Origin of the sequence: Micromonospora sp. NPDC049101, assembly GCF_040648675.1 — a bacterium.
In the GTDB taxonomy this organism is placed as follows: Bacteria; Actinomycetota; Actinomycetes; order Mycobacteriales; family Micromonosporaceae; genus Micromonospora.
On record NZ_JBEZED010000035.1, the window covers coordinates 1 to 24,112 of the forward strand.

The 24,112-nt window shown below is 71.2% G+C and carries 21 protein-coding genes, 1 pseudogene and 1 riboswitch; of the genes and pseudogenes, 18 read left to right on the top strand and 4 right to left on the bottom strand.

Translation table 11 applies throughout. The features are described from left to right. Positions 1–435 precede the first annotated feature (435 nt). From infA to truA, 8 genes are all read left to right on the top strand, one after another. Positions 436–657: a translation initiation factor IF-1 gene (infA, locus tag AB0B57_RS32525; protein ID WP_007073013.1), complete on the top strand. Its 222-nt coding sequence runs from the start codon at positions 436–438 to the stop codon at positions 655–657. Positions 658–748: 91 nt separating this feature from the next. Next, positions 749–862, top strand: coding sequence for a 50S ribosomal protein L36 (gene rpmJ / locus AB0B57_RS32530; protein WP_043965539.1), 114 nt, complete (start codon positions 749–751; stop codon positions 860–862). A 265-nt stretch (positions 863–1,127) separates the two neighbouring features. After that, complete coding sequence (gene rpsM, locus AB0B57_RS32535; protein ID WP_030329917.1) at positions 1,128–1,508, top strand: 30S ribosomal protein S13; 381 nt, start codon at positions 1,128–1,130, stop codon at positions 1,506–1,508. A gap of 87 nt (positions 1,509–1,595) precedes the next feature. Then, on the top strand, positions 1,596–2,003 hold the full coding sequence (gene rpsK, locus AB0B57_RS32540; RefSeq protein ID WP_030329919.1) for a 30S ribosomal protein S11: 408 nt from the start codon (positions 1,596–1,598) through the stop codon (positions 2,001–2,003). Between the two features lie 13 nt (positions 2,004–2,016). After that, positions 2,017–2,643, top strand: coding sequence for a 30S ribosomal protein S4 (gene rpsD / locus AB0B57_RS32545; protein WP_030489600.1), 627 nt, complete (start codon positions 2,017–2,019; stop codon positions 2,641–2,643). Between the two features lie 98 nt (positions 2,644–2,741). Next, complete coding sequence (locus tag AB0B57_RS32550; RefSeq protein WP_007465227.1) at positions 2,742–3,764, top strand: DNA-directed RNA polymerase subunit alpha; 1,023 nt, start codon at positions 2,742–2,744, stop codon at positions 3,762–3,764. Between the two features lie 33 nt (positions 3,765–3,797). Then, positions 3,798–4,355, top strand: a complete 558-nt coding sequence (rplQ, locus tag AB0B57_RS32555) for a 50S ribosomal protein L17 (RefSeq protein WP_357078696.1) — start codon at positions 3,798–3,800, stop codon at positions 4,353–4,355. A gap of 68 nt (positions 4,356–4,423) precedes the next feature. Next, the gene (gene truA, locus AB0B57_RS32560; RefSeq protein ID WP_357078699.1) at positions 4,424–5,254 is read left to right on the top strand and encodes a tRNA pseudouridine(38-40) synthase TruA; all 831 of its coding nucleotides are present in this window, start codon (positions 4,424–4,426) and stop codon (positions 5,252–5,254) included. Positions 5,255–5,276: 22 nt separating this feature from the next. On the opposite strand, the gene AB0B57_RS32565 is transcribed toward truA, so the two are convergent. Next, positions 5,277–6,383, bottom strand: a complete 1,107-nt coding sequence (locus AB0B57_RS32565) for a hypothetical protein (RefSeq protein ID WP_357078702.1) — start codon at positions 6,381–6,383, stop codon at positions 5,277–5,279. A 103-nt stretch (positions 6,384–6,486) separates the two neighbouring features. On the opposite strand from AB0B57_RS32565, the gene AB0B57_RS32570 reads away from it, so the two are divergent. Genes AB0B57_RS32570 through AB0B57_RS32580 form a run of 3 tightly spaced genes read left to right on the top strand, consistent with a single transcriptional unit; the run spans position 6,487 to position 9,812 of the window. After that, positions 6,487–7,092 (top strand): methyltransferase, encoded by a 606-nt coding sequence (locus AB0B57_RS32570; RefSeq protein WP_357078705.1) that lies wholly within the window; start codon positions 6,487–6,489, stop codon positions 7,090–7,092. A gap of 40 nt (positions 7,093–7,132) precedes the next feature. Then, positions 7,133–8,812, top strand: a complete 1,680-nt coding sequence (locus AB0B57_RS32575; RefSeq protein WP_357078708.1) for an ATP-binding cassette domain-containing protein — start codon at positions 7,133–7,135, stop codon at positions 8,810–8,812. A gap of 37 nt (positions 8,813–8,849) precedes the next feature. Then, positions 8,850–9,812 (top strand): aldo/keto reductase, encoded by a 963-nt coding sequence (locus tag AB0B57_RS32580; protein WP_357078711.1) that lies wholly within the window; start codon positions 8,850–8,852, stop codon positions 9,810–9,812. A 202-nt stretch (positions 9,813–10,014) separates the two neighbouring features. On the opposite strand, the gene AB0B57_RS32585 is transcribed toward AB0B57_RS32580, so the two are convergent. Further along, the gene (locus AB0B57_RS32585; RefSeq protein WP_357078715.1) at positions 10,015–10,542 is read right to left on the bottom strand and encodes a hypothetical protein; all 528 of its coding nucleotides are present in this window, start codon (positions 10,540–10,542) and stop codon (positions 10,015–10,017) included. Positions 10,543–10,613: 71 nt separating this feature from the next. Beyond that, positions 10,614–16,457, bottom strand: coding sequence for a ThuA domain-containing protein (locus AB0B57_RS32590; RefSeq protein ID WP_357078718.1), 5,844 nt, complete (start codon positions 16,455–16,457; stop codon positions 10,614–10,616). Positions 16,458–16,768: 311 nt separating this feature from the next. Then, positions 16,769–16,878, top strand: a riboswitch (TPP riboswitch). Here AB0B57_RS32590 and thiE point away from each other — a divergent pair. From thiE to thiC, 7 genes are all read left to right on the top strand, one after another. Further along, complete coding sequence (thiE, locus tag AB0B57_RS32595) at positions 16,873–17,499, top strand: thiamine phosphate synthase (protein ID WP_357078722.1); 627 nt, start codon at positions 16,873–16,875, stop codon at positions 17,497–17,499. (Overlaps the previous riboswitch by 6 nt.) Next, the gene (thiO, locus tag AB0B57_RS32600) at positions 17,496–18,653 is read left to right on the top strand and encodes a glycine oxidase ThiO (RefSeq protein ID WP_357078873.1); all 1,158 of its coding nucleotides are present in this window, start codon (positions 17,496–17,498) and stop codon (positions 18,651–18,653) included. Before thiE ends, thiO begins: the two co-directional genes overlap by 4 nt. Continuing rightward, positions 18,644–18,844: a sulfur carrier protein ThiS gene (gene thiS / locus AB0B57_RS32605; protein ID WP_357078725.1), complete on the top strand. Its 201-nt coding sequence runs from the start codon at positions 18,644–18,646 to the stop codon at positions 18,842–18,844. Before thiO ends, thiS begins: the two co-directional genes overlap by 10 nt. Then, entirely contained in the window at positions 18,841–19,620 is a 780-nt protein-coding gene (locus AB0B57_RS32610) for a thiazole synthase (protein ID WP_357078728.1), read from the top strand. The genes thiS and AB0B57_RS32610 overlap by 4 nt, the downstream gene beginning before the upstream one ends. A 107-nt stretch (positions 19,621–19,727) precedes the next feature. Then, positions 19,728–20,333, top strand: a complete 606-nt coding sequence (locus AB0B57_RS32615) for a thiamine phosphate synthase (protein ID WP_357078731.1) — start codon at positions 19,728–19,730, stop codon at positions 20,331–20,333. 136 nt (positions 20,334–20,469) lie between these two features. After that, a complete protein-coding gene (thiD, locus tag AB0B57_RS32620; protein WP_357078734.1) occupies positions 20,470–21,255 on the top strand; it encodes a bifunctional hydroxymethylpyrimidine kinase/phosphomethylpyrimidine kinase in 786 nt (261 codons plus the stop codon). A 17-nt stretch (positions 21,256–21,272) separates the two neighbouring features. Beyond that, complete coding sequence (gene thiC / locus AB0B57_RS32625) at positions 21,273–22,865, top strand: phosphomethylpyrimidine synthase ThiC (protein WP_357078737.1); 1,593 nt, start codon at positions 21,273–21,275, stop codon at positions 22,863–22,865. Between the two features lie 174 nt (positions 22,866–23,039). On the opposite strand, the pseudogene AB0B57_RS32630 reads toward thiC, so the two are convergent. Further along, positions 23,040–24,112, bottom strand: a pseudogene (locus AB0B57_RS32630) (hypothetical protein); the annotation flags it as partial.

Consider the following 24,112-nt stretch of genomic DNA (forward strand, 5'->3'; position numbering starts at 1 on the left):
CAACTTTAATCATACGCCTACCTCCGATATCCAAACACCCACTAAGACACTCTTTCCCTACCCCACTCACTTACCCCCCACCCCCCCCCCCACCCCCCACCCCCCACCCCCCCCGGCCTCCGCCCCCACCCTCACCCCGTTGATCATGAAGTTATTGCCACCGATCCCGGCGTGTCGTGACAATAACTCCATGATCAACGGGGTGAGGACGGGGGCGGAGGCGGGGCCTGGGGAGGTGGGTGGGTGGCCGGTTTGGCGGGGGGCGCAGGTCGGCGTACACTTTCAGATCGGCGCACAGCGTCCACTCCGGCATGCCCACCCTGCGCTTCGGTGGGACCTGGAGCCGCGGCTGGCGCGGTCTTCTGATTCTGATCAGATTTCCGTGTAAGACGTTGTGGGCCGCCCGGAGCAATCGACGTCAGGACAGCGGAGGACATGCCGAAAAAAGACGGAGCCATTGAGATCGAGGGTCGGGTCATCGAGCCCCTGCCGAACGCCATGTTCCGGGTGGAGCTCGCGAACGGCCACAAGGTGTTGGCTCACATCAGCGGCAAGATGCGGCAGCACTACATCCGCATCCTTCCGGAGGACCGGGTCGTCGTCGAACTCTCGCCGTACGACCTGACCCGCGGGCGCATCGTCTACCGCTACAAGTAGTCCTGACGACGGCCGGGAAGTCCCGTGTCCGTCTTCGACGTCCGGTCTCGCGCATCGCGCGTCCCCGGGCCAGATGGGAAGTAAGGCAACCGTGAAGGTCAAGCCGAGCGTCAAGAGGATCTGCAACAAGTGCCGGGTTATCCGCCGGCACGGCCGGGTCATGGTCATCTGCAGCGACCCGCGCCACAAGCAGCGCCAGGGCTGACTCAGCCCGTCCGGCCCTAACCGGCCGGGTGGCGTTGGTCCGGGCAGATCCCCAGCGACACACACATCACACATGCTCGTCCCAGCCGCGAGTGGTACGCGAGTCGTACTCCTGCGTGGCTGACCCCCGGTCGGAGGCCGGGGCCCGCTCGGGCAGCGACCGATCCCGGTCGCCGGCGCTCACCGCGTCGGAAAGACGGGACGGCCGGTAGCGGGGTGGGACGGGTCCACACCTCCGCCACACATCACGAGGAGTACGCCCGCACATGGCACGTCTAGTCGGCGTGGATCTCCCCCGCGAGAAGCGGTTGGAGATCGCGCTCACCTACATCTTCGGGGTCGGTCGCACCCGCGCCCTGGAGACACTCGCCGCCACCGGCATCTCGCCGGACAAGCGCGCTCGGGACCTCACGGACGAGGAGCTCGTGCAGCTCCGCGACCACATCGAGGGCAACTACAAGGTTGAAGGCGACCTGCGCCGCGAGGTCGCCGCTGACATCCGCCGCAAGGTTGAGATCGGCTGCTACGCCGGCATCCGGCACCGCCGGGGCCTGCCCGTGCGTGGCCAGCGGACCAAGACCAACGCACGGACCCGCAAGGGCCCGAAGCGGACCGTCGCCGGCAAGAAGAAGCCCGGCAAGAAGTAGTTCTTGACCGGATGACGGGGTCGGCCGCCGCCGAGGCGGGTCAGGCCGCAACCCGATCCGGAAAGTCAACTAGGAGCGCACAGACTTATGCCACCGAAGGCTCGTGCCGGAGCCGCTGTAAAGAAGGTCCGGCGCAAGGAACGCAAGAACGTCGCCCACGGGCAGGCGCACATCAAGAGCACGTTCAACAACACCATCGTGTCCATCACGGACCCGACCGGTGCGGTCATCTCCTGGGCCTCCGCTGGCCAGGTGGGCTTCAAGGGCTCCCGCAAGTCGACTCCGTTCGCCGCGCAGCTGGCCGCCGAGGCTGCCGCGCGTCGCGCCATGGAGCACGGCATGCGCAAGGTCGACGTGTTCGTCAAGGGCCCCGGCTCCGGCCGGGAGACCGCCATCCGTTCGCTGCAGGCCGTGGGCCTCGAGGTCGGCCAGATCGCCGACGTCACCCCGCAGCCGCACAACGGATGTCGTCCGCCGAAGCGTCGCCGGGTCTGAGAGGTAGAGAGAGATGGCTCGTTACACCGGTGCAGACTGCCGCCGTTGCCGGCGGGAGAAGATGAAGCTGTTCCTCAAGGGCAGCAAGTGCGATGGTCCGAAGTGCCCGTTCGAGTCCCGGCCGTTCCCGCCCGGGCAGCACGGCCGCGGCCGCACCAAGGAGACGGAGTACCTGCTCCAGCTCCGTGAGAAGCAGAAGGCCCGTCGGGTTTACGGCGTGCTGGAGAAGCAGTTCCGCGGTTACTACGAGGAAGCCGTTGGCAAGCAGGCCAAGACCGGTGAGGTCCTCCTGCAGATCCTCGAGTCGCGGCTGGACAACGTCGTTTACCGGGCCGGCTACGCCCACTCGCGGGACATGGCCCGCCAGCTGGTCAAGCACGGTCACTTCACGGTGAACGGCAAGAAGGTCGACATCCCGTCGTACCGCGTCAAGGAGCACGACATCATCGAGGTTCGGGGCAAGAGCAAGGAGCTCACCCCGTTCATCGTCGCGCAGGCTCAGGCCGGCTCGAAGACGGTTCCGGCGTGGCTTGAGGCCATCCCGAGCCAGATGAAGGTGCTCGTGCACTCCCTCCCGGCCCGGCAGGTCATCGACACGCAGGTCCAGGAACAGCTGATCGTCGAGCTCTACTCCAAGTAGTCCGAGCTCGTTCGGTGGCCCGCCCCTCGGGGCGGGCCACCGGAACAGTTTGTGTCGTGGGCGTCAAATAGCGGGCGCCCCGGAAGAGAAGAGAAAAGATGCTCATCAGCCAGCGACCCTCCCTCTCCGAGGAGTCGATCAACGAGACCCGGTCGCGGTTCGCCATCGAGCCGCTGGAGCCGGGCTTCGGCTACACCCTGGGTAACTCGCTGCGGCGCACGCTGCTGTCGTCGATCCCGGGCGCGGCCGTCACCTCGATCAAGATCGACGGTGTCCTGCACGAGTTCACCACGATCCCCGGTGTCAAGGAGGACGTGGTCGAGCTCGTCATGAACATCAAGGAGCTGTGCGTCAGCTCCGAGCACGACGAGCCGGTCAGCATGTACCTGCGCAAGCAGGGCCCGGGCGACGTGACCGCGGGCGACATCCAGCCGCCGGCCGGCGTCTCGGTGCACAACCCGGATCTCAAGCTCGCCACCCTCAACGGCAAGGGCCGGCTCGACATGGAGCTGACCGTCGAGCGGGGCCGGGGCTACGTGACGGCGGCACAGAACAAGCAGTCCGGCGCCGAGATCGGCCGGATCCCGGTCGACTCGATCTACTCGCCGGTGCTGAAGGTGACGTACCGCGTCGAGGCGACCCGTGTCGAGCAGCGCACCGACTTCGACCGGCTGATCATCGACGTCGAGACCAAGCCGTCGATGGGTCCGCGCACCGCGCTGGCCTCCGCCGGTTCGACGCTCGTGGAGCTGTTCGGGCTGGCCCGGGAGCTGGACGAGACCGCCGAGGGCATCGACATCGGGCCGTCCCCGCAGGACGCCCAGCTGGCGGCGGACCTGGCCCTGCCGATCGAGGAGCTGGACCTCACCGTCCGCTCCTACAACTGCCTCAAGCGCGAGGGCATCAACTCCGTTGGTGAGCTCATCGGGCGTACCGAGGCCGACCTCCTCGACATCCGCAACTTCGGTCAGAAGTCGATCGACGAGGTCAAGATGAAGCTCGCCGGGATGGGTCTCGGGCTGAAGGACTCGGCTCCGAACTTCGACCCGGCGCACGTCGTGGACACCTTCGGCGAGGCCGACTACGACACCGACGACTACCGCGAGACCGAGCAGCTCTAGTCCGCGCTGCCGCCACAACTGAGGAGCACCAAAATGCCCACGCCCACCAAGGGCCCCCGCCTCGGCGGCAGCCCCTCGCACGAGCGGCTGATGCTCGCCAACCTGGCGACCGCGCTGTTCCAGCACGGCAAGATCCAGACCACCGAGACGAAGGCCCGGCGGCTGCGCCCGTTGGCCGAGCAGCTCATCACCAAGGCCAAGCGCGGTGACCTCGCCTCGCGGCGGCGGGTGCTGGGTGTCGTCAAGGACAAGGACGTGGTCTACGCCCTGTTCGACCAGATCGCACCTCGGTACTCCAACCGCCCCGGCGGTTACACCCGGATCGTGAAGACCGGTCCGCGCAAGGGTGACAACGCGCCGATGGCCATCATCGAGCTGGTGGAGGAGCTTCAGGTCGCCGAGCCGAAGGTGAACAAGAAGACCGCCGCCCGCAAGGCCGCGCAGCAGGACAAGGTCGAGGCGCTGGCCCCGGCCGACGAGGCTCCGCAGTCGGCGCAGACCGACCAGGACTCCGAGGCGCCGGTGTCGGCGTCCGGTGACACCGACGCCGCCCGCGAGGACAGCGACGAGGCCACCGAGAACAAGGCCTGATCAAGGGCAACGTCGGGCCCGGCACCCCCATCGGGGTGTCGGGCCCGACCCATGACAGGAGGTACGAGGTGGACGAGCGGATCCGGCTGCGGCTGGACGTCTCGTACGACGGCACGGGCTTCTCCGGCTGGGCACCCCAGCCGACCCGGCGCACCGTCGCGGGGGTGCTCGTCGAGACCCTGGACCTGATCCTCGGTGCCGGCGCGGTCACCGGGCTGACGGTTGCCGGTCGCACCGACGCGGGTGTGCACGCCACCGGGCAGGTCTGCCACCTGGAGCTACCCGTCGACGTGTGGCGGGAGCACGAGGGGCGGCTGCTGCGCCGCCTGGCCCGGCTGCTCCCCACCGACGTCCGCGTACGCGCGATGACCGAGGTGCCGACCGACTTCGACGCCCGGTTCTCGGCCACCTTCCGCCGCTACGAGTACCGGGTCACCGATGCGCCCTTCGGCGCGGAGCCACTGCGCCGGCACGAGGTGCTGGCCTGGCCGAAGCCGCTCGACCTGGCCGCACTGAACGCCGCCGCGAGCGGCCTGGTCGGCGAGCACGACTTCGCCGCGTACTGCCGGCGCAAGGAGAACGCGACCACGTTGCGCGAGGTGACCCGGCTGGACTGGCGTCGCGACCCGGACGGCATCCTGGTCGCCACCGTGCAGGCCGACGCGTTCTGCCAGGCGATGGTGCGCAGCCTGGTGGGGGCGATGCTGGTGGCCGGGGACGGCCGCCGCCCGGTCGAGTGGCCGGGCAGCCTGCTCACCCGACAGGACCGCTCCAGCGAGGTGACAGTGGCTCCCGCGCGGGGGTTGACCCTGGTCGCCGTCGGCTACCCCGCCGATCCGACCGAGTACGCGCGCCGCGCCGACCTCACCCGTCGACTGCGGGTTCCGATCGAGGGCTGACCGCCGGCGGGGTGCCGCAGGCTCACTCGCCGGGCAGGTCGCCGTCGTCGCCGCTGGCGGAGGTCTCCGGCGTCGGCTGGGCGGCGGTGCCACCCTCGGCCCGCTGTTGCAGAACGCCCCGGCTGAGGTGCAGCTCGATCATGTCGAACAGGATCTCGCGGACCGTGGCGTCGCCCGCCTTGATCGTCGCCCCGTCCTCGCGGACCACCAGCGCGTACGCCACGTAGTGACCGCGCACCTGCCAGCCGACCCGCGCGGGGGCGCTGCTCAGCACGTCGGTGCCGTCACCGGCGGCGAGGCCACGGAAGCGGCCCTTCCGCTCGTCGAGCAGCGGGCGGATCCGGTCCCGGGCCCGTTCCGCGCTGACCTTGTCGGTCAGGTTGAACAACCCGGCGGTGACCAGGTGATCGCCCTTCGGCGTGCGCAGCGTGGCCCGGACGACCTGGTTGCAGCCGAGGAGGGCCAGCAGGTCGGCGACCTCGCCGGTGGCGGCGACGGCGCAACTGCCGCTGGACTGGGTCTTGAGCACCTGGTAGCTCGGCTGGCCGGCGGTGAGCGTCAGCTCCTTGCCGGGGAAGAGTTCCTTGGCGGTGAGCGGGGCCCGGTCGGATTCTCGGGAGTCGAGGGCCAGCCGCTCCGGTGCGGCGGACGTCGGCGCGGCGGTCGGCGGGGCTGTGGGGCCGGCCGCGGGTTGCTCGTTGCGGTCGATCAGCGCGGCGGCGCCGAGGCCGCAGAGTGCGAGCAGCACCAGGACGGCCGCGCCGCCGACCAGCACCTGCCACAGCCGGCCACCGCCGCGTCGAGGGCTGGCCTCCATCGCGGTGGCCGAGGTGTAGACCTGGCTGCGGGAGGCGGCAGACGGAACGTCGACACGGGTCGGCGGCGCAACCTCGGCACGGGCCGACGGCGGCACGTCGGCACGGCTCGGCGGCGCAACCTCGGCACGGGTCGGCGGCGGCTGCGTCGACGGCAGGGAGAGCTGGTTCGGTCGGGGCAGCGACGGCGCGGGGAAGCGCGACGGAGAGGGCCCGGCCGGCGGGGGCGGACCGGCGCCGAACACCGACAGGTCGGACCCGGGCTCCGGGTACTCCTCGAAAGCGTCCTCATCGGACTCGTACCGATACACCATGTCGCCCAGAGTAGGAGCCATTGTCCCTTTAGGGGGTAATATCGGGGAAATGTGCGCGTGGGCGGTGTCCTGGCCGCCCCGGGTCGGTGCGAGAATTGCCGGCGTGACCGGCGACCACTACTTCACCGCTCAACCCGCCAGCGACGCTCCGCCGCGCGAGGTCGAGTTCTCCGTCGCCGACCGCGACTACCGGCTCGTCTCCGCCGGCGGCGTGTTCTCCGCCAGCCGACTCGACCCGGGCACCGCCGTGCTCCTGCGCAAGGCCGACCTGCCCGCCGCCGACACCGCCGGTGACCTGCTCGACCTCGGCTGCGGGTTCGGCCCGATCGCGTGCGTGCTGGCCGACCTGGCACCGGCGAGCACCGTCTGGGCAGTCGACGTCAACGCCCGTGCCCGCGAGCTGACCGCCGCCAACGCGGCCAGGGTCGACGCGGCCGACCGGGTCCGGGTCCACGCGCCGGACGACGTTCCGGCGGGCGTCCGGTTCGCCCAGCTCTGGTCCAACCCGCCCATTCGGATCGGCAAGGACGAGCTGCACGAGCTGCTGCTGCGCTGGCTGCCCCGACTCGCACCGGACGGCGTCGGCTGGCTGGTCGTCGCCCGGCACCTCGGTGGCGACTCGCTGCAACGCTGGCTCACCGAGCAGGGCTGGCAGGTCGAGCGGTACGCCAGCCAGAAGGGCTTCCGGGTGCTGCGGGTCACCCGGTAATTGGATGTCCCTCCGGCCCGCACTGGGGCAGGATCCCGGCGTGGGATACGTGGATGTGGCAGCGGTCGGGCACATCCTGCCCGACGGTCGGGAACTCTTCGCCGACGTGTCGTTCCGGGTGGGTGAGGGCAGCAAGGTCGCCCTGGTCGGGCCCAACGGCGCGGGTAAGACGACGCTGCTGAGGATGGTCGCCGGCGACCTGCCGGTGCGCAGCGGCGCCATCGCGCGGGCCGGCGGCCTGGGCGTGATGCGGCAGTTCATCGGCATGATCGGCGACGAGTCGACGCTCGCCGACCTGGCGTTGTCGCTGGCCCCGCCCTCGCTGCGCGACGCCGGCCGCCGACTCGCCGAGACCGAGGCGGCCATGCGGGCCGCCGAGGCCCACGGCAAGTTCAGCAACGCCGCCGGCAAGGCCCAGTTGGCGTACGCCGACGCGCTGGGGGCCTGGGGCGAGGCCGGCGGGTACGACGCCGAGGTGCTCTTCGACACCGTGGCGACAATCGTGCTGGACCGGACCTGGGACACGGTGCGGGACCGCCCGGTGCGCACCCTCTCCGGCGGTCAGCAGAAGCGCTTCGCGTTGGAGTTGCTGCTGCGCGGCCCGGACGAGGTGCTGCTGCTCGACGAACCGGACAACTTCCTCGACGTGCCCGGCAAACGGTGGCTGGAGGCGCGACTGCGCGAGTCGACCAAGTCGGTGCTCTACGTCTCGCACGACCGCGAGCTGCTGGCCCAGAGCGCCGACCGGGTGGTGGCCGTCGAGGGCGGCAGCGCCTGGGTGCACCCGGGCGGCTTCGCCAGCTGGCACGAGGCTCGGGTGGCTCGGCACGCCCGCCTGGACGAGCTGCGTCGGCGCTGGGACGAGGAGCACCAGAAGCTGCGCGAGCTGATGCTGATGTACAAGCAGAAGGCCGCGTACAACGACGGGTTGGCCTCGCGTTACCAGGCCGCGCAGACCCGGCTGCGTAAGTTCGAGGAGGCCGGGCCGCCGCCCGTACCCCCGAAGGACCAGGACATCCGGATGCGGCTGAGCGGCGGGCGGACCGGCAAGCGCGCGGTCGTCTGCGAGCAGTTGGAGCTCGACGGCTTGACCTTCCCCTTCGACCTGGAGATCTGGTACGGCGACCGGGTGGCGGTGCTCGGTGCCAACGGCACCGGCAAGTCGCACTTCCTGCGGCTGCTGGCCCGGGGCGGCACCGACCCGGACCCGGCCAACGGGCCGGTCGACGGGGCGCTCGCGCTCGCGCCGGTGGCGCACGACGGCACGGCGCGCCTCGGTGCCCGGGTCCGCCCCGGGCACTTCTCCCAGACCCACGACCGGCCGGAGCTGATGTCGAAGACGCTCGTCGAGATCCTCTGGCGGGGTGACGAGCACCGCACCGGAATGGACCGGCACGCGGCGATGGGGGTGCTCAGCCGCTACGAGCTGGCGGCACAGGGCGACCAGCGCTTCGGCACGCTCTCCGGCGGGCAGCAGGCCCGGTTCCTGGTGCTGCTGCTGGAGTTGTCCGGCGCGACGCTGCTGCTGCTCGACGAGCCCACCGACAACCTCGACCTGGCCAGCGCGGAGGCCCTCGAAGCGGGCCTGAACGCGTTCGCGGGGACAGTCATCGCGGTCACCCACGACCGCTGGTTCACCCGTTCCTTCGACCGGTTCGTGCTGTTCCGCGGCGACAGCGAGGTGGTGGAGACCCCGGAACCGGTCTGGGACGTGGGCTGAGCGGTCACCGGGCAGCGGTGCGTCCGGCCGGCATAGGGTGGATCTCGTGACTGACATGACCTATCGCCGGCTGGGCGACTCCGGGCTCGTGGTGTCCGTCGTCGGCATCGGCTGCAACAACTTCGGCCGTAAGCTCGACCTCGACGGCACCCGCGCGGTGGTGGACGCCGCCCTGGACGCCGGGATCACCCTCTTCGACACCGCCGACATCTACGGCGAGCCGCAGGGCGGCTCCGAGGAACTGCTCGGGCAGGCGCTCAAGGGCCGCCGGGACGACGTGGTGGTGGCCACCAAGTTCGGCATGGACATGTTCGGCCTCAACGGGCCGGACTTCGGCGCCCGGGGTGCGCGGCGCTACATCGCCCGTGCGGTGGAGGCGTCGCTGCGCCGGCTCGGCACCGACCACATCGACCTCTACCAGATGCACGAGCCCGACCCGGGCACCCCGATCGACGAGACCCTCGCCGCCCTGGACGACCTGGTCCGCGACGGCAAGGTGCGCTACCTGGGCAACTCCAACTTCGCCGGCTGGCAGATCGCCGACGCGGACTGGGTGGCCTCGTCCAACGGTCGGTCCCGCTTCATCTGCGCGCAGAACCACTACAGCCTGCTGGAACGCTCGGTGGAGACCGAGATCATCCCGGCCTGCGAGCGGTTCGGCCTCGGCATGTTGCCGTTCTTCCCACTCGCCAACGGGCTGCTCACCGGCAAGTACAAGCGCGAGGCGCAGCCGCCGGCCGGCAGCCGGCTCTCCGGCGGTGGCCGGTACGCCGAGCGGCTCGCCGCGGCCGACTGGGACACCATCGAGGCGATCGAGGCGTACGCGGCCGAGCGGGGTCTGACCATGCTCCAGGTGGCGATCGGCGGGCTGGCCGCCCAGCCGGCGGTGACCTCGGTGATCGCCGGTGCCACCACGCCCGAGCAGGTACGCGCCAACGCCGCCGCCGGCACCTGGGAGCCCACCGACGAGGACCTGGCGGCACTGCGCGCCATCCTCTGAGCGAGGCATGGCTGATCCGTGCGTCCCCTGGTGATCCACGCGCGTTTCTTGAAATCGGGGTGACCCCCGGCCCGGGAAGCCCCGATTTTCAGAGACACCGAGTCGATCACGGGCCGGGCGCGGCGGTCGCGGGCCCTCGCGGGACGGCGACGGGCCGGGTCGCTTGTGGCGGCCCGGCCCGTGTGGTGAAACGCCTGTCGCCTCAGGTGGTGCGGCGGCGGCCGAACAGCATGGCCACCCCCATCGCCGCGGCGACCAGCACGAGGCCGGCCGCCGCGAACGGCCACCAGCCGGCACCCGCGCCGCCTCCGCCGTCAGCCGGCTTGTTGACCGCCACCGGCTTGGGTGGCGGGGGTGACTGCGCCGGGCGGGCCTGCACCGTGGCGCTGGCCTTGGCTGGCAGGGGAGCGGGGGAGTCCACAGTCACCTTCCACGTGCCGGCGGAGAGCACCGGCCCGCTGCTGTAGAAGCCCTGCCCCTCGGGCTGCGGCTCCAACTGCACCGGCCCGACCTTCTGCCCGTCCGGGCCGGTGGCGGTGAGCACCAGGCGCACCACCCGGTCCAGTCGTCGGCCATCGGCGTAGGTGGCCTGGATGGTGACCCCCTGAGCCCCGTCGCCGGCCACCGTCAGCTTGAGTTTGTCGGCCCGGGCGGCCGCCGGGGCAGCGGAGAGCAGGGTCAGGGCCAGTCCGGCGAACACGGCGGCCAACACCTTGCGGATACCCGTCACGGACATCTCCTCGCTACGAATGAGGGAGGCCCCTCCCCGACGCCGCGGCGTCGGGGAGGGGCCTCGTCGGATCAGAGCTGGCGACCGGGTGCGAGCCGGGTGGCATCGCCACCGAGCCGCCCGGTGCCCTTGACCGGTTCGCCGTCGTTCGCCTTGACCCCGGCCTTGCTGGCCGCGCCGCCGAGTCGAACGATCATCGCGTCGGTGTCCCGCACCAGGACATCCCGGACCTCCGCCTCAGCCACCAGGGTGGCGTCGGCGGCGAGCGTGCGGAACGCGGTCAACTGCTTGATCGCCTTGTTGTCGTTGCCGGCCGCCTCGGCCTGACGGGCCGCGTCGAGCTTCGCCGTCAACTGCTTGTGCGCCTTGGCCGAGAGCCGACCCGTCGCCTTGAACCGGTCCAGCAGGTTCTGCATGTCCCGGAACGAGGTGGTGACGAAGAACCGGACAGTCGAGGTGGTCTCGTTGCCCGCCTTGTCGGTCGCGGTCACGGTCAGCTCGTGCAGGCCGAGCGGCAGCTCGTACATGGCCTGCAGAGTGCCGCTGGCGTACGCCTGGCCGTCCAGCTTGCCGACCACTGTCGCGATGCCCGAGGTCGGGTCGACGGCCTGCCAGGACACCCGGACGTCCTGGCTGTCTCCGTAGAGCTGGCCGTCGGCGATCCCGGACACCAGCAGCGTCGGCTTGGTGCCGTCGATGCGCAGCACCGCCGACTTGAGCGTCTCGACGTTGCCCGCCTTGTCGGTCGAGCGGAACAGCAGCTCGTGCTGCCCGTCGCCGGTCACCTCGACCGGCGTCGTGTACGGCGTCCACGCGCCACCGTCCAGCGACCACTCCACCGTCTTGACCCCGGAACCGGCGTCGGTCGAGGTCAGCACGACGGGGATCGTCCCGTTGTGCCAGCCGGCGTTGTTCGCCGGAGCGAACGTCGCCGAGGTCACCGGCGCGGTGGCGTCGATCTTGGCGGAGACGGTCTTCGTCTCCTCCACGTTGCCGGCCTTGTCGGTCGAGCGGTACCGCAGCTCGTGCTCGCCGTCGCCGGTGATGGCCACCGGTGCGGTGTACGCCGTCCAGGTGGTGGCCCCGTCCAGCTGGTACTCCGTACCGGCGAGGCCGCTACCGCCGGCCTCGTCGGCGGCGGTGAGCGTGACCGTCACCGGCCCGGTGTACCACCCCTCGGTCGGGGTGCCGGAGACCGCAGCGGTGGTGACCGGCGCGGTCTCGTCGGCCACCTTCGTGCTGAGCCGGAAGTAGTCGAACGAGGCGGTCTTCGACGCCGTCTGGTTGGCGCCGAGGGTGAACAGCCCGACCTTCGGGGTGGCCCCGACCGCGCTGTTGGTCAGCGCCTCCAAGGCGGTCCAGGTCGTGCCGTCCGCCGAGTACGACGCGGTGAACGTGTTGCCCGTGCGGGCCAGCCGCAGGTGCCACACCGCCGAGGTGAGGCTGGTCGCCTCCGGCTGCGGGGTCTGCACCACCCCGGCGATCTCGCTGCGGAACTCGATCCGCCGCGTCACCGCCTGGCCGGCCTGGTTGTCCGCGATGAAGTCGAACTTGACGTAGTTGTCGTCATCCGCCTGCACGAGCAGACCGGCCTGCTGGTACTGCTCGTTCAGCAGGCTGCCGTCGACCTTCGTCTCCAGGGTCCAGTCGCCGGACGGCGCGGTCTGGAGGATGAAGTTCTTCGGCCCGGTGTTGTCGGTGCCGTAGATGTCACCGTTGGGCACGTCGATCCGCAGCGCGCCACCGGTGACCCGGTAACCGGCCGGGTCCTCCCGCGTGACGGCGTCCCACCGGCACTTGTCCAGCGAGCTGCCGGTGAACTCGTCCGACGGGTCGACCGGCCCGGCCGGAGCGTCCGGCGTGACCACGAACGAGTCGAAGGCAGCGTCGACAACAGGTGCCTCGGTGCCACCGTTGAGGGCGAAGACCCCGATCCGCGGGTTGGTGATGCCGGCGAGCGCGGCCGAACGGCCGACCGGGGTGAAGGTCTGCCCGTCGCCCGAGGCGGACGCGGTCAGGTTCGTCCCGTCGCTGGTGATCCGCAGGTACACGGTGTCACCCGCCGGTGCGTTGGTGGCGTCGGCGGCCTCGTTGCGCGGCGTGGCCGCGGTCTCCCGGATGAACTCCACCCGACGGCTGCCGTTGTAGAGCAGGTCCACCTTGGCGTAGTTGTCGTCGTCGCCGTACACCAGCAGGCCGGCCTGCTGGTAGTTGGCCGTCACCGGGAGGGTGACCTTGGTGGTCATCTCCCAGGCGCCGGTCGGAGCCGCCTGGAGCACCAGGTTGGTGGCGTCGTTGCGAGCCCCGTAGAGGTCACCCACCCCGGTGGGCAGCCGCAGCGCGCCGCCACTGAGCGAGTAGAGCTGGTTCTCCCGGACCACACTGGTCCACCGGCCCTTGTCGAGGGTGTTGCCGTTGAAGTCGTCCGAACGCGCCCCGAGGCAGGACGTGTCCGGAGCGTCCACCCGCACCGGCACGGTGGCGTACGCCTTGGCGCCCTTGCTGTCGGTCACCGTGAGGGTGGCCGTGAACGCGCCCGCGCTGGTGTACGTGTGGCTGGCGTCCAGGGTGGTCGCCGTGCCTCCGTCACCGAAGTCCCAGGCGTACGTCAGCGGGGTGTTGCCCTCGGCGTCGGTCGCCGTGCCGTCGAAGGCGACGGTGACCGGCACGGTGCCGGTGGCCGGGGTGGCCGTGGCACTGACCGCCGGCGGCGCGTTCTCGGTGACACCGCGGCCGACGAAGTCCATCCAGTTGACGTTGAACAGCGAACCCGTTCCGCCGTTCGGGTCGCGGGCCACGAAGAACAGCGAACCGCTCGCGGCACCGGTGACCGGCGCGCTCACGTCCGTGTACGTCTGCCACGCGCCGGTCGTCGGCACGACGGCCGTGGCGACCACCGGTCCGTCGACCGCACCCGCGTGGACCTCGATCCGACCGCCAGCGGCGGCCGAGGCGGCCCGGAACCGGATCTCGGTGATGTTGGTCAGGTTCGCCGGAGCGACCGACCACCAGTCTCCGTCCTCGATGAACGCGATGCTCTGGCCGCCACCGGCGGTGTCGGCCGCGGCCTCCCGCTGCACGCCGGCGTCTCCGCCGCCGGTGCTCACCGGCGTCCGCCCGGTGGCGGTGAAGTACTCGGCCTGCTTCTGCTTGGGCTGCAGGATCTCGATCTGCCGACCGGTGAGCGCACCGGCGCCGCCGGCACCACCCTGGTCGGTGTAGGTGGCCTCGAAGACCGCGAACACGTTCGCCTCGGCGCCGTGCCCGGAGGCGAGCGACGTCTGGACGGTGCCGGTGCAGCCGGTGTGCTGCTCCAGCGGGTGGGCGTGCTCGTCGTGACCGAGTAGCACCTGGAGGTTCACCTTGGCGCAGTCGATCTGCCCGTCCTCGGGGTCGGTCACCTTGATCGTGTACTTGACCTGGTCACCCCAGTTGAAGAAGCCACCGTCCGGCGGGAACTCGATGGTGACCGTCGGTGCGGTGTTGCCCACGGTGATCGGCACGTTGGCCACCGCGGTACGGCCCTTCGGGTTGGTCACGGTGAGCTGGGCGGTGTAGTTGCCCGGCGTCGTGTAGGTGTGCGTCGGGTTCGCCTCGGTGGAGGTCTGCCCGTCGCCGAAGGCCCAGGCGTAGGTGAGCGTGCCACCGTCCGGGTCCCGGGAGCCGGCGCTGGAGAAGGTGACGGTCAACGGCGCCGGACCCCAGCTGGGGTTGGCGGACGCCGCCGCGATCGGCGCGCGGTCACCGGCGGTGTAGTCGATCCGGTAGATGCCGGAGTTGTCGTTGTTGCCGCCGAAGCCGCTGCCCCACTCGATCAGGTACAGCGCACCATCCGGGCCGAACTCGAAGTCCATCGGCCGGATCATGCTCATGCCGGTGAGCAGCTGGTTGATGTCCACAAGCGACTTGCCGTCGGCGGTCACCTGCATCGTGTACATCTTGTTCTGGTTCCACTCGCCGAGCAGCGCCTTGCCGTCGTAGTAGGCCGGCCACTTGCGGGTGGAGTTGAGGTTGGGGTCGTACCGGTAGGCCGGGCCGCCCATCGGCGCGCCACCGCCACCGATCTCCGGGTACCGCGCGTCACCGGCGTAGCCGTAGTCGACGGTGGCCGGGACGACCGGGGGGAGGTTGGTCAGGCCGGTGTTGTTCGGCGAGTTGTTCACCGGCGCGGCGCAGTCGAACTTCGCGCCGCTCGGGCCGGACGGGAACGTGTAGTCGTTGTACGCCTCGTTCGTGCCCGTGCAGTACGGCCAGCCGTAGTTGCCGGGGGTCACGATGTTCCACTCGACCAGACCGCGGGGGCCCCGGGTCGCGTTGTTCGCGTTGGCGTCCGGCCCGTAGTCCCCGACGTACAGCGTGTCGGTCTTCGGGTCGGTGCCGATCCGGAACGGGTTGCGGAAGCCCATCGCGTAGATCTCGGGACGGGTCTTCTCGGTGCCCGGCGCGAAGAGGTTGCCCGTCGGAACGGTGTACGTCCCGTCGTCCTCCGGGTGGATCCGGATCACCTTGCCACGCAGGTCGTTGGTGTTCGCCGAGGTGCGCTGCGAGTCGTAGTCCTGGCGGCCCGGGCGCTCGTCGAGCGGCGAGTACGCGTTGGACTCGAACGGGTTGGTGTTGTCACCGGTGGCCAGGTAGAGGTTGCCGGCGCTGTCGAACGTCATGCTGCCGCCCGCGTGGCAGCAGGTGTTGCGCTGGGTGTCGACCCGCAGCACCTGCTTCTCGCTCGCCGGGTCGATGGTGTCGCCGGTCACGGTGAACCGGGACAGCAGGTTGCGCGTGACGTTGTCGTTCGGGGCGTAGTAGAGATACACCCACTTGTTGGTGGCGAAGTCCGGGTCGAGCCGGATGCCGATCAGACCGTCCTCGTTGCCGGTGAAGACGTCCAGGTCGACGGCGGTGACGGTGCTGCCGGTGTCCGGCTTGATGATCTGCACCCGGCCGTCGCGCTCGATGTAGAAGACCCGCCCGTCGGGGGCGATGTCCAGCTCCATCGGGTTGCTGGTGTTGCTGTCCAGGGCGATCTTCTCGAAGTTCGAGGTCTTCGTGGCACCGCAGTCGGCGTCCGCGACACCGGCCGCGGTCCGGATGCCGCCGAGCAGGTGGGACAGGAACTCGGGCTCGGCGAACGACTCCCGGGTGTGCCCACCACCGGTGTACCAGGAACGACCGCCGTCGAAGTCCTGACACCAGGAGGTCGGGTGGTCGGCGCCCATCGCGCCCGCCCCCGGGGTGTAGCTCTTCTCGTCCAGGCTGGCCAGCACGTGCACGTCCGGCCGCGGGTTGGTCTGGAAGTTGTACCACTCGTCGAACCGGGACCAGCGGTCCGGCAGCTCGGCCGTGGACGGGTGGGCGTGGTCCTCCACCTTGACCGTGGCCTGCTGGTTCTGCGGGTGGTTGGCGAAGTACGCGCCGACCAGGTCGCCGTACCAGGCCCAGCTGTACTCGGTGTCCGACGCGGCGTGGATGCCGACGTAACCGCCGCCGGCCTTCACGTAGCGCTCGAACGCCGCCTGCTGCTCGGCGTTGAGGACGTCACCGGTGGTGGAGAGCCAGATCACGGCCTTGTACTTCGCCAGGTTGGCGTCGCTGAACGCGGCGCCGTCCTCGGAAGCGTCCACGGTGAATCCGTTGGCGGCGCCGAGCTGTTGGATGGCGGCGACACCGGTGGGGATGGAGTCGTGCCGGAAGCCGGCAGTCTTGGAGAAGACCAGGACCGAGAAGGGATCGTCGGCGGCCTTCTGGGGCGCCTTCGGCGCCACCTGGGTGACCGGGGTTCCGGCCGCTGCCTCCCGTGGGGGGACCTGTGCGGCGGCCGGCGCGGCCTGCGCGGGTGTGCCGAACAGGGTCGTCGAAGCGAGGGCCAGGGAGATGAGGGTTGCGGTGATGGGTACGCGGGCACGACGAGAACGGGACACGCCGCCTCCTGTGTCGTAGTGACGGAGATCGCGGGAGTCGGCTCGCCGAAGGCCGTCCCTGATGGAGCCGGTGGTCACACCCTGCGAGGGCACCCCCACCGACATTTTGTCGAATCGCTGAACAAATTAATTCGACTGGTTCAATGTCCGGCAAGATGCCGGCGGGTAACGGTTCTGCAACGGCAGGCGACATTCCGAACAGGACCGCATGAACCGCCCCACAGATCTAGCTCGATTCGGTGCGTTCCGGCCCACCGGCCGCCGCCGAGCCCCGCCTTGGCAGACCGGCGGATCTGTCGTACGGTGACACGCAAGTAACCCACGGGAGCCCGGTGTACCGGGCTGAGAGGGGGGCTGACAGCCCCCGACCGTCGAACCTGATCCGGATAATGCCGGCGCAGGGAGGAGAGTTGCCGTGCCGTCCCTGGGGCGACTGCATCTGATCACCGACACCCGACCCGGTCGGGACCCGCTCACCGTGGTCCGGGCCGCCCTCACGGTGGCCCGCGCCGACCTGGTCGTGCAGGTCCGGGTCGAGGACTCCGCCACCGACCGCGAGGCGTACGACCTGGCCCGGCGGGTGCTGGCGCTCTGCCAGCCGTACGAGGCGACCTGCCTGGTCAACGACCGACTGCACGTGGCGTTGGCGGTGGGTGCCGCCGGCGGCCACGTCGGAGCGGACGACCTGCCGGTCACCGCCGCCCGGCGGGTGCTCGGCCCCACCGGTGTGCTGGGAGCCACCGCCCGCGCGCCGGAAACGGCGAACGCGGCGGTCGCGGCGGGAGCCAGCTACCTGGGCGTCGGCCCGTGCCACCCCACCAGCACCAAGTCCGGCCTGCCGGACCCCATCGGGCCCACCGGGGTACGCGCCGTCGCCGACGCCGTCGACGTGCCGGTCATCGCGATCGGGGGCGTGACCGCCGCCCACGTACGGGAGCTGCGGGCCGCCGGGGCGTACGGGGTGGCGGTGGTCGGCGCGCTCTCCGCCGCCGCCGACCCGGCGCAGGCGACCGCCACGCTGATCGAGGCCCTGACGTGCTGACCGGCCGGTCCGAGTCGGCGTCCTCCGACGACCGGGGCCGGCCGGACGTGGCGGTGATCGGGGCCGGGCCGATCGGGTTGGCGATCGCCTGGCGCTGCGCCGCGCGGGGGCTGCGGGTGGTGGTGCACGATCCGGCACCCGGCTCGGGGGCGTCGGCGGTGGCCGCCGGCATGCTCGCCCCGGTCGCCGAGGCGTACTTCGGTGAGCGGCAGTTGACCGAGCTGCTGCTGGCGTCCGCCGACCGCTGGCCCACGTTCGCCGCCGAGCTTGCCGACGCGACGGGCGTCGACATCGGCTACCGGACCGAGGGCACCCTGCTGGTCGGGTTGACCCGCGACGACCTGGCCGAGGCGCGCCGGCTGTGGGCGTACCAACAGGGGTTGGGTCTGCCGGTGACCCCCCTGCGCCCCAGCGAGCTGCGCGACCTCGAACCGGCCCTCGCCCCCCGGGTGCGCGGCGGCGCGCTCGCGCCCACCGACCACCAGGTCGACCCCCGGCTGCTGGTGCCGGCGCTGCGCACGGCCGCGCAGCGGGCCGGCGCGGTGCTGGTGCCGCAGGTGGTCACCCAGCTGTCCGATGTGGACGCCGCGGTCACCGTGGTCGCCGCCGGCTGCGGGGCCGCCGCACTCACCGGCCTGCCCGTACGGCCGGTGAAGGGCCAGATCCTCCGGCTGCGCGCGCCCGACGGCGTCGCGCCAGGCTTCCGGCACGTGATCCGGGGGTACGCCGACGGCGAACCCGTCTACCTGGTGCCCCGCCCCAACGGCGAGGTCGTGCTCGGCGCGACGGTCGAGGAACGGTCGGACACCACCGTCACCGCCGGTGCCGTGCAGCGCCTGCTCCGCGCCGGCGTCGACCTGCTGCCCGAGCTGGCCGAGTACGACCTGGTCGAGGCGGCCGCCGGGCTGCGGCCGGGCACCCCGGACAACGCACCGATCCTCGGGCCGCTGCCGGGCCGACCGGACGTCCTGGTCGCCACCGGTCACCACCGGCACGGCATCGTGCTCACCCCGGTCACCGCCGACCTGATCACCGACCTGGTGTGCGCCGGCGTACCCGATCCGCTGCTCGCGCCTTTCCGGCCGGACCGGTTCGTCGGTGTGGCGGCGGACGGTGAGCCCGAAACGACGATGAAGGGGGACCTGTGGAGTTGACGGTGAACGGGGCCGGGCGAAGCGTCCCGAGTGAGGTGTCCGTGGCCGACCTGGTCCGTGACGTCGCCCCGCAACCGCGCGGGGTGGCGGTCGCGGTCAACGGCGAAGTGGTGCCCCGGGCGGGTTGGGCGACCACGGCGCTGCGCGACGGTGACCGGGTCGAGGTGCTCACCGCGGCGCAGGGCGGGTGAGCGGGGTGTCGTTCGAGCTGGGTGGGGAGACGTTCACCTCGCGGCTGATCCTCGGCACCGGTGGTGCCGCGAATCTGCACGTGCTGGAGCAGGCGATCCGGGCGTCCGGCACCGAGCTGGTCACCCTGGCCCTGCGCCGGGTGGACACCGCCCCGGGCACGGCCGGTGGGCTGCTCGACCTGCTGGACCGGTGCGGGGTACGCCTGCTGCCGAACACCGCCGGCTGCCACACCGCGACCGAGGCGGTGAAGGTGGCCCGACTGGCCCGGGACGCGTTCGACACCGACTGGGTCAAGCTGGAGGTGATCGGCGACGAGCGGACGCTGCTGCCCGACGGGGTGGAGTTGCTCCGCGCCGCCGAGGAGTTGGTCGCCGACGGTTTCACCGTCCTGCCGTACACAAGTGACGACCCGGTGCTCGCCCGCCGGCTCGCCGACGTGGGCTGTGCCGCGGTGATGCCGGCCGGCTCGCCGATCGGCTCGGGGCTGGGCATCGGCAACCCGCACCACATCCGGCTCATCCGCCAGGGTGTCGACGTGCCGGTGATTCTCGACGCCGGCATCGGCACCGCCTCCGACGCGGCCCTGGCGATGGAGTTGGGCTGCGACGGCGTGCTGCTGGCCAGCGCGGTGACCCGGGCCGCGGACCCGGTGGCGATGGCCACCGCGATGCGCTACGCGGTCGAGGCCGGACATCTGGCGGCCGGCGCCGGCCGGATCGCCCGCCGCTTCCACGCGCTGGCGTCCACCCCCGACGAGGGAAGACCAAACCTGTGACCGCCCTACCACCGCCCCAAGCGTCACCGCCGCCGACGGCGTCGCCGCCGGCGGGAGATCTTGGAAGCAAACCGCCCCTGGAGGGGCACGTTCCTTCCAAGATCTCGTTGGGGAGGGTGCCGTCGGGGGTGGTCGTTCTTACCGATCGGATTGCCGCTCGGGGTGGGCTTGAGCGGGTTGTCGCGGGAGCGGTGGCCGGGGGAGTGCGCTGGGTGGTGCTGCGGGAGAAGGACCTGCCCCGCGCCGAGCGCGCCGCCCTCGCCACCGACCTGCGCGCGATCCTCGCCGACGTCGGCGGAACCCTCGTCGTGGCCGGGCCCGACCCGCTCGGCGGCGACGCCGTGCACCTGCCCGCCGCCGGCCCGTACCCGCCGCCGACCCACCGCCTGGTCGGCCGCTCCTGCCACGACGAAACCGAGCTGAGCCGCCTGACCACCGAGCACTACGCCACCCTCTCCCCGGTCTACCCCACCAGAACAAAACCGGGGTACGGCCCACCCCTGGCCACCGAAGGGCTGCGCAAGCTGATCAGGATCAGCCACGTACCGGTACTGGCCCTGGGCGGTATCGAAACCCCGGAACAGGTAGCCGCCTGCGTAGAGGCAGGAGCCGCAGGGGTGGCAGTGCTGGGCACGATCATGCGAGCAACAGACCCCGCCGAAACAGCGGCGATCCTGACCAGCGCTTATGCCGAGGCGTCACCCCGATGCTGACCCAAACCCGGCACGGAGGCACCAGGTCCCCACGAGCGGGGCTGCGGCCGACAGTGCCCACGCAGGGATCAAGCCTGACCGCCCGGAGTGGGCACTGTCGGCCACAGCCCCCAACCGCAACCAAAGACGAGGGAAGATGACGCCGAGCACCATCCTCACCATCGCCGGCTCCGACTCCGGCGGCGGCGCGGGCATCCAGGCCGACCTCAAGGTCTTCGCGGCGCTCGGCGCGTACGGCACGAGCGTCCTCACCGCGGTCACCGCCCAGAACACCCGGGGCGTCGACGCCGTGCTGCCGATGCCGCCGCGCACGGTGACCGAGCAGCTGGACAGCGTACTCATGGATTTCACCGTGCGCGCGGTCAAGACGGGGATGCTCGGCACCCCGGCCGTCGCGGACGTGGTCGCCGAGGCCGCCCGGGACGGCCGGCTGCCGCAGCTCGTCGTCGATCCGGTGCTTGTCGCCACGAGTGGACACCGGCTCGGCGTGGTCAGTGCGGTGGAGCGGCTGCTGCCGTACGCCAGGGTGGCGACGCCGAACTGCGCGGAGGCCGCAGCGATCACCGGACGTCCGGTGGACGACGTGGCCGGGATGGTCGTGGCCGCCGAGGCCCTGGCATCCGGCGGCCCGGAGTACGTCGTGGTCACCGGCGGTGACCTGGGCGGCGGCGAGGCGGTCGACGTGCTGCACGGCGGCGGCGTCACCACCCTGCTGCGCGCCCCCCGGGTGGACACCCGGCACACCCACGGGACCGGGTGTTCGTTCTCGGCGGCGATCGCCGTGCGGCTCGCCCTCGGCGATCCGGTGCCGGCCGCGGTGGGGGCCGCGAAGGAGTACGTGCTCCGTGCGCTGACCGGCGCACGGAGTTGGGAGCTGGGCGCGGGACGTGGACCGCTGGATCACTTCGGCTGGTCCGCCTGATCACCAAGGGAGTTGTCATGCAGGCACGAGGCAAGGTGTACGTCGAGGGTTCGCGGCCCGATGTCCGGGTGCCGTTCGCGGAGGTGGGGCTGACCGGGGATCTTCCGCCGGTGCGGCTCTACGACACGTCCGGCCCGGGATCGGACCCGTCGGTGGGGTTGCCCGCGTTGCGGGGCCCGTGGATCGCCGAGCGGGGTGACGTGGCACCGGTGCGCGGCGCGGGTACGCCGCTCGCCGGTGTGGACGGACGTCGTCCCACCCAGCTCGCGTACGCGCGGGCGGGTGTGGTGACGCCGGAGATGGAGTTCGTGGCGATCCGGGAGAACGTCGACCCGGAGCTGGTCCGGGCCGAGATCGCCGCCGGTCGGGCGGTGCTGCCGCTCAACGTCAACCACCCGGAGTGCGAGCCGGCGATCATCGGAAAGGCGTTCCTGGTCAAGGTGAACGCCAACATCGGCACCTCGGCGGTCAGCTCGTCGGTCGCCGAAGAGGTGGAGAAGCTGACCTGGGCCACCCGCTGGGGCGCGGACACCGTGATGGACCTGTCCACCGGGAAGCGGATCCACGAGACCCGCGAGTCGATCGTGCGGAACTCGCCGGTGCCGATCGGGACGGTGCCGATCTACCAGGCGCTGGAGAAGGTCGGCGGCGACCCGGTGAAGCTGAGCTGGGAGGTGTTCCGGGAGACCGTGATCGAGCAGGCCGAGCAGGGCGTGGACTACATGACGGTGCACGCGGGGGTGCTGCTGCCGTACGTGCCGTTGGCCGTGGACCGGGTGACCGGGATCGTGTCCCGGGGTGGTTCGATCATGGCAGCGTGGTGCTTGGCGCATCACGAGGAGAACTTCCTCTACACCAACTTCGAGGAGTTGTGTGCGCTGCTCGCGCGGTACGACGTGACGTTCTCCCTCGGCGATGGGCTGCGGCCCGGCTCGATCGCGGACGCCAACGACGAGGCGCAGTTCGCCGAGCTGCGCACGCTCGGTGAGCTGACGAAGGTCGCCTGGGCGTACGACGTGCAGGTGATGATCGAGGGCCCCGGTCACGTGCCGATGCACAAGATCAAGGAGAACGTGGACCTCCAGCAGGAGTGGTGCCACGAGGCGCCCTTCTACACGCTCGGGCCGCTGACCACCGACATCGCGCCCGCGTACGACCACATCACCTCGGCGATCGGCGCCGCGATGATCGGCATGTTCGGCACCGCGATGCTCTGCTACGTCACCCCGAAGGAGCACCTTGGCCTGCCGGACCGGGACGACGTGAAGGCGGGCGTGATCGCGTACAAGATCGCGGCCCACGCGGCGGACCTGGCCAAGGGGCACCCCGGCGCGCAGGAGTGGGACGACGCGCTGTCGAAGGCGCGGTTCGAGTTCCGCTGGGAGGACCAGTTCAACCTCTCGTTGGACCCGGAGACCGCGCGCTCGTACCACGACGCGACGCTGCCGGCCGAGCCGGCGAAGACGGCCCACTTCTGCTCGATGTGCGGCCCGAAGTTCTGCTCCATGAAGATCACCCAGGAGCTCAAGGAGTACGCGGCGCGCGGCATGAAGGACAAGTCGGAGGAGTTCGTCTCCGGCGGCAGCCGGGTCTACCTGCCGCTGGCCTGACCAGTCTCGCGAGCGCGCGCGCCGGGTGGCCGGACCGTCCCCTCGCGCGCGCCCCGGGATGATCCACTCGGGTTCACTGATATCGGGGTATCCGGGCGGGCGGGACAGCCCGACTTCAATGAACCCGAGTGGATCAGGCGTACCCGAGCAGCGACTGACCCACCGGCCGGCGGGTCAGTCGCGGTGGTGTCGGCCGGTGGAGCGCAGCGAACGTCGGCCGCTCTCCTGCTGCGGCTCGTTGTCCGACACCGGCTTGCCCAGACCGGCGACCCAGTCGACGAATTCCTCGTCCTGCGTCGGCAGGGCCTCCGTCGCGTCCGACCCGTCGGGGCTCTTCTCCTCGGCCCGGGACCGGTTGCGGCGGAACAGACCGCCGAGCCGCCCGCGCCGGGAGGGCTGCTCGGCGACCGTCGCGGACGTCGCCGCGGCACGTGTGGCGTCGGTGCTCGCCGGGTCGTCGGTGCCTGCCTTGTCGTCGGTGTCTGCCTTGTCGCCGGTGGCGCTGTCAGTGGCGGTGGTGCTGCCGGTTCTGGTAGCGCTGCCGCTGCCCGTGCCGTTGCCGGTGCCCGTGCCCGCGCCGGTGGGCGCGCCAGCCCGGTCCGGCACGGCCGGAGGCTCCGTCGAGCCCGGGTGTCTGGCCGCAGCGGCCAACTCACTTGCCGTGGCCGGGCCGGTCGGCGCCGTCCACCTCGCCGAATCGTCCGGCGACTCCGTCGGCTCGGCGCGACGAGAGGTGTCGAACGCGTTCCAGGTGGCAGCCCGGCTCAAATCCGGCAGCGGCACCCGGTGCCTGGCCTTCGGCGTCTGCCCGGTCGACTCGTCCGGTCCGGTCGGTGGCTCCGCTGCCGTCACCCCCGGCTCGGATGCCTGCGGTGGCACCGTCCACGCCGGGGTGACCGGCCAGGCCGACGGCGCAGGCGTCCACCGGACCGCGTCCGGGTCGCTGGCGGCCGTGACCCCGAAGAACCCACCGGTCTGATCGTCCTCGGTGGTGCGCCGCGCACTGCTCGTCTCGCCAGCCCTCGCCGCCGCCGATTCGACAGCCGGGTCGGCCGGCCGCGCCGTGGAACCAGCGCCGGTGCCGTCCGGGGTACGCGACGGATCGTCCGCCGCCTTGGTGCTGGCCGGGGTGGCCGCTGCTCCTGCCGGACCGGTGGTGGGGGTGGGTGTTCTGGTTGGGCCGGCGGTGGTGGTGGGGGTGGGTGTTCTGGTTGGGCCGGCGGTGGTGGTGGGGGTGGGTGTTCTGG